Source organism: Streptomyces sp. NPDC002690 (assembly GCF_053592415.1).
Genome location: NZ_JBSFVR010000457.1, coordinates 1 through 5142, shown reverse-complemented (window position 1 = coordinate 5142; position 5142 = coordinate 1). Strand labels below are relative to the sequence as shown.

The window sequence follows — 5142 nt, the reverse complement described above, 5'->3', positions numbered from 1 at the left end:
CCGCAGGCGCTCGTCGCCTGCGGGTCCGGGTCAAGCACCTTCAAGTACGCCTGGGTCAGGCGGCCTTGGGGGCGTTCACGTCGGCCGGGAGGGCCTTCTTCGCGACCTCGATGAGGGCGGCGAACGCGTTGGCGTCGTTGACCGCGAGCTCGGCGAGGATCTTGCGGTCCACCTCGATGTTGGCGGCCTTCAGACCCTGGATGAGGCGGTTGTACGTCATGCCGTTCTGGCGGGCAGCGGCGTTGATGCGCTGGATCCAGAGCTGGCGGAAGTCGCCCTTGCGCTTCTTGCGGTCGTTGTAGTTGTAGACCAGGGAGTGGGTGACCTGCTCCTTGGCCTTGCGGTACAGGCGCGAACGCTGACCGCGGTAACCGCTGGCGGCCTCGAGGATCGCCCGGCGCTTCTTGTGGGCGTTTACTGCCCGCTTGACGCGTGCCACTTTTAACTCCTTGCAGCGGGGCTGGTGGTTACGATGTCGACGCACCCAGCCCGGAAACGAATTGGTCCCGGTTCGATCGAGGTCGGCCTCCCGGGTTCACCGGGGGCCTGACCTCACTTGCCGAGAAGCTTCTTGATCTTCTTGGCGTCGGCCGGAGCCACGACGACCGTGCCGGTCAGCGAGCGGGTCTTCTTGGACGACTTGTGCTCCAGGAGGTGGCGCTTGCCCGCCTTCTCGCGGAGCACCTTGCCGGAGCCGGTGATCTTGAAGCGCTTGCTGGTACCGCTGTGCGTCTTGTTCTTCGGCATCGCGCCGTTATCTCCTCGTCAGTGGCGCCCCTCACGGTGCGGGCACCGCGCGATCAGGGGCGTCAGATCTCTGTGGATTCCGGGAGGACCGGGGGCCACCTGGATGGCGGCCCCGAGGTCACGACTCGGAAGGTGTCTCGGCCGAAGCCTCGACGGGTGCCTCGGCAGGAGCCTCGGCGGGTGCTTCGGCCTGCGCCTCGGACGCGCCCTCGGACTCGACGTCCTGAGTGCTGCCCTGACGCTCGGCCTTGCGGGCGGCCTGCGCCTCGCGGGCCTCCGCCATGGCTTCGGTCTTCTTCTTGTGCGGGCCCAGAACCATGATCATGTTCCGGCCGTCCTGCTTGGGGTTGGACTCGATGAAGCCGAGTTCCTCGACGTCCGAAGCGAGACGCTGGAGCAGGCGGAAGCCGAGCTCCGGGCGGGACTGCTCACGACCACGGAACATGATCGTGATCTTGACCTTGTCGCCCTGCTTCAGGAACCGGACGACGTGACCCTTCTTGGTGTCATAGTCGTGCGGGTCGATCTTCGGCCGGAGCTTCATCTCCTTGATGACCGTGTGCGCCTGGTTCTTGCGCGCCTCACGGGCCTTCATGGCCGACTCGTACTTGAACTTCCCGTAGTCCATGAGCTTGCACACGGGCGGGCGGGCGGTTGCCGCCACCTCGACCAGGTCGAGGTCGTACTCCTGTGCGAGCTCCAGGGCCTTGGCAAGCGGAACAATCCCGACCTGCTCGCCGCTGGGTCCGACAAGTCGCACCTCGGGAACGCGAATCCTGTCGTTGATGCGGGGCTCGGCGCTGATGGATCCTCCTAGGTAGCACCACGCGACTGCCTGGCAGACAGCCACGTAACGTCTGTTTCGACAGACCAACCGCGCCGGGATATGAAAAATGCCCCGGACGGGACACAGGCGGGGCTCCTGAAAATACCGGAACACCGCCGCGTGAAATCCGCGGGGCGCATCGGACGGCTCCATCGTCCGTACGGAACGATGGTGGCCGTCTGACCGGTGACCCGCCGCCCTGAGGGCGACTGGGTGGGAGATCGGAGCCTCCACTTGTGGGCCGAGCACATAGGTGTCCGGCCGGTCGTTACACAAGGTTAGCAGCAGCCGGACGGTGACGCTAATCCCGTGCGTCGCCGCACCCGGCGACCCCGGCCCCGGCGCCCGCGCGCGGGGACGTGCGGGACCAGCCGTATCGTGTGGGGCATGAGTGACGCCCCCAGCACCGAGAACCCCGGCTTCGACGAAATGGCCCGCGACATCGCAGAGGTCCCCGCCGTCGAGGTGATCGTGACCGTCGCGGTCAACCTGATGAGCGCCGCCGCCGTGAAGCTCGGCCTGACCGAGGAGGGCGAGGAGCACAAGGACCTCGACGAGGCCCGCAAGCTCGTGCACGCCCTCGCCGGCCTGCTGGACGCCAGCACGACCGAGATCAGCACCTTCCACGCCTCGCCGCTGCGCGACGGGCTGAAGTCGCTCCAACTCGCCTTCCGCGAGGCCTCGCTCGTACCGGACGAGCCTGGCACCGGCCCGGGTGAGAAGTACACCGGCCCCGTCTACGGCTGACGGCCGCCTGCCGCCGGCCGCGAACGGCAGCACACCGCACGGAGCCCGCCTCCCCTTGAGGGGACGGCGGGCTCCGTGCCGTCCGGCGCTCTCCGCACGCCGCGCGTGGTGGTTTCCGTCGCTCGGCTCAGGCCGTCCCCGCCTCGTCGGCCGGAACGTCGCCCGCCTCGGCGGCGCGTACGGAGACCGGGTGTGTCAGGCGGTGGGCGAGCGCGGCGATGACGCCGCCCACGAGTGGCGCCACGATGAACAGCCAGAGCTGCGAGAGCGCGGGGCCGCCGGCGAAGATGGCGGGCCCCAGACTGCGGGCGGGGTTGACGGACGTGCCGGTCAGCGGGATGCCCACCAGGTGGATCACCGCGAGCGACAGGCCGATGGGGAGTCCGTCGAAGCCGATCACCGCGACCTTGTGGGTCACCGCCAGGACGACGAAGACCAGCAGGAAGGTCAGCACCACCTCGGCGAGGAACGCCCCGCCCTGGTTGAGGTGGACCTCCGAGCGGTCGCCGTAGCCGTTGCTGCCGAACTTGCCGTGCGTCTTCAGTCCCGGGACCTGCTTCGCCAGCAGGAAGAGCAGCGCCGCACCCGCGATGGCGCCCACGAACTGGGCGACCCAGTAGGTGACCGCCGTACGGACGTCGATGCGCCGTGCCATCAGCATGCCGAGAGTCACCGCGGGGTTCACGTGGCAGCCGGAGATCGGGCCGAGCGCGTAGGCGAGCGCCAGCAGCACGAAGCCGAACGCGAGGGCGATGCCCACCGTCCCGATGAAATCGACGGCGAGAACCGCGGAACCGACGGCGAAGAACACCAGGAGCAGCGTCCCCAGAAACTCTGAGACAACCGTCCGCGTCTGCATACAACCACCTCGCGAATTTCGTCCGGATTTAGTTCACTTCGCCCATTTTCGAGGCGGAGTGACGGACGCGCGCGTTGAGCCGTTCAGGTGGCGGAGGTGGCTGCCGGGGCGGACCATGCTCCGGTCCGGCGCGGGAGCGGTCGGTGACAGCGGCCGGCGGTCAGCGGTCGGTGACAGCGGCCGGCGGTCAGCGGGTGAAGAGCGGCTCGCCCGGGGTGGGCGCGTCGGCCGGCAGCAGGGCGAGGTCGAGGCCGCGTACGAGCCTGGCGCGCAGCACCTCGCTGGCGGACAACGCGGAGGCCACTCGCCGTGCCGCCTCCGCGGGGACCGCTTCCGGGGCGAGGACGAGCGCGAGGGTGCCGTCGGCGCTCCCGGGGCCCAGGTGGGCGCGGAGCACGGCGGGCTCGGCCGCGACGACGTCCCGTACGGCCGTGACGACGGCGGGGTCGTCCAGAGGGCCGGCCCCGGTCCGGCCTTCGGCGAGGGCGCGCAGGGCGGAGCCGGACAGCTCGAAGGCGACGGGACCGGCGAGGTCCAGCACGATCGTGTCCGCCTTCTCGTGGGCGGCTGCCTGCAGCGCCTGATGGAGGGGCACGGCTACCGGGCGTGCCTGCGGGTCCCAGAGTGCCAGCGAGGCGGTGGAGGTGAAGGCGGGCAGCGCGCGCCGGTTCCCCGCCGTGAGGGTGGGGACGGCCATGTCGCTGGTCTTCTCGCGGCGCAGCCCGTTCTCGTCCTCCTCGACCTCGCCGAGGACGGCGACGACGGGCACCAGGAGTCGGGCGTCGCGGAGGGCCGCCAGGACCGGTCCGACGGCCGACCTGTCCTCGGACCAGGCGCTGAGCGCCGCCGTCAGCTCGGGGGCGGCGCTGCCGTCGTCGTCGGAGAAACCGGGGTCCGGGATGTTCTTGAGCTCCACGGGACGAGCGTAATGGGTCCGTATTCTCACCGGGACGACAGGTTCGCCACAGGCTCCTCTCAGACGCGCTTCCTAGCGTGCGGCCATGCCCCGTCTGAGAATACGCAGGTCAGTGATGTCGGCCTCGGTGACCGCGATCGTCGTGCTGGCCGGTACGGCTGCGGGCGGCGCGTACCTGACGAGCCACGCGGCGGAGGGCGCGGACGACCCCGTGGCCTCGGTAGCCTCGGCCTCGTCGCGGGCTCCGTCCACCGGGGCCGGTACACCCTCCGCGGCGGCGAGCGAGGAGCCCGAAGTGGACTACGACGCGTTGGTGGCGGCGGCCGTCCGGCCGGTGGCAGGGGACGCGCGGCTCTCGGTGGCCGTGCTCGACCCGGAGAGCGGGGCGAGCGGGGCGTACGAGAGCGCCGCCGGGCAGACCTTCGACACCGCCAGCATCGTGAAGGTGGACATCCTGGCCGCTCTGCTGCTGACCGCGCAGGACGAGGGCCGGGAGCTGACCGCGGGCGAGCGGGCCTCGGCGGCCACCATGATCGAGAACAGCGACAATGCGTCGGCCACGCGCCTGCTTCAGGTGGTCGGCGGTGAGAGCGCGCTCGACGCGGCGAACGAACGGCTGGGACTGACCGGTACCACCGCCTCCCACGCCTGGGGGCTGACCCTGACCACGGCGGCCGACCAGGTGAGACTGCTGGAGGCGGTCTTCGCCGAGGGCTCCGACGCGAGCAGCCCGCTGTCCGCCGACTCGCGGGCCTACGTGCAGGAGCTGATGGGCCAGGTGGAGGCCGACCAGCGGTGGGGCGTGTCCGCCGCGGGGACCGACGCGCTGCTGAAGAACGGCTGGATGCCCCGGACCACCACCGGCTTGTGGGACATCAACAGCGTGGGGCGGGTCGAGTCGGGCGGCAGGACGTATCTGGTGGCCGTGCTCAGCGACGGGCACGCCACCCAGCGAGTACCTCTCCCCGCACCCGGGCTCGCGCTGGGCCAAGGGCCCCGACGCGCTGGACCTGACACAACCGCCGCGCAAACTCGTGGACGACGTGC

Annotated in this window: 6 protein-coding genes and 1 pseudogene; 2 read left to right on the top strand and 5 right to left on the bottom strand. The window is 70.2% G+C overall.

Features of this window, described 5'->3' with window-relative positions:
- Positions 1-55 precede the first annotated feature (55 nt).
- From rplT to infC, 3 genes are all read right to left on the bottom strand, one after another.
- Positions 56-439, bottom strand: coding sequence for a 50S ribosomal protein L20 (gene rplT / locus ACWD3D_RS33205; protein WP_275495100.1), 384 nt, complete (start codon positions 437-439; stop codon positions 56-58).
- A gap of 113 nt (positions 440-552) precedes the next feature.
- Positions 553-747 (bottom strand): 50S ribosomal protein L35, encoded by a 195-nt coding sequence (gene rpmI / locus ACWD3D_RS33200; RefSeq protein WP_266702544.1) that lies wholly within the window; start codon positions 745-747, stop codon positions 553-555.
- Between the two features lie 118 nt (positions 748-865).
- A complete protein-coding gene (gene infC, locus ACWD3D_RS33195) occupies positions 866-1597 on the bottom strand; it encodes a translation initiation factor IF-3 (RefSeq protein WP_451464436.1) in 732 nt (243 codons plus the stop codon).
- Between the two features lie 363 nt (positions 1598-1960).
- Here infC and ACWD3D_RS33190 point away from each other — a divergent pair, with 363 nt between their 5' ends.
- Positions 1961-2320, top strand: coding sequence for a DUF1844 domain-containing protein (locus ACWD3D_RS33190; RefSeq protein WP_266702546.1), 360 nt, complete (start codon positions 1961-1963; stop codon positions 2318-2320).
- A gap of 127 nt (positions 2321-2447) precedes the next feature.
- On the opposite strand, the gene ACWD3D_RS33185 is transcribed toward ACWD3D_RS33190, so the two are convergent.
- The gene (locus tag ACWD3D_RS33185) at positions 2448-3179 is read right to left on the bottom strand and encodes an MIP family channel protein (RefSeq protein WP_451464435.1); all 732 of its coding nucleotides are present in this window, start codon (positions 3177-3179) and stop codon (positions 2448-2450) included.
- 187 nt (positions 3180-3366) lie between these two features.
- The gene (locus tag ACWD3D_RS33180) at positions 3367-4095 is read right to left on the bottom strand and encodes an SseB family protein (protein WP_451464434.1); all 729 of its coding nucleotides are present in this window, start codon (positions 4093-4095) and stop codon (positions 3367-3369) included.
- A gap of 85 nt (positions 4096-4180) precedes the next feature.
- Here ACWD3D_RS33180 and ACWD3D_RS33175 point away from each other — a divergent pair.
- Positions 4181-4966 (top strand): annotated as a pseudogene (locus tag ACWD3D_RS33175) (serine hydrolase); the annotation flags it as partial.
- Positions 4967-5142: the final 176 nt, after the last annotated feature.

Excerpts from the sequence above, each read along its gene's own strand:
- ACWD3D_RS33190 (WP_266702546.1), top strand. The coding sequence starts at position 1,961 with ATGAGTGACGCCCCCAGCACCGAGAACCCCGGCTTCGACGAAATGGCC.
- rpmI (WP_266702544.1), bottom strand. The coding sequence starts at position 747 with ATGCCGAAGAACAAGACGCACAGCGGTACCAGCAAGCGCTTCAAGATC.
- ACWD3D_RS33185 (WP_451464435.1), bottom strand. The coding sequence starts at position 3,179 with ATGCAGACGCGGACGGTTGTCTCAGAGTTTCTGGGGACGCTGCTCCTG.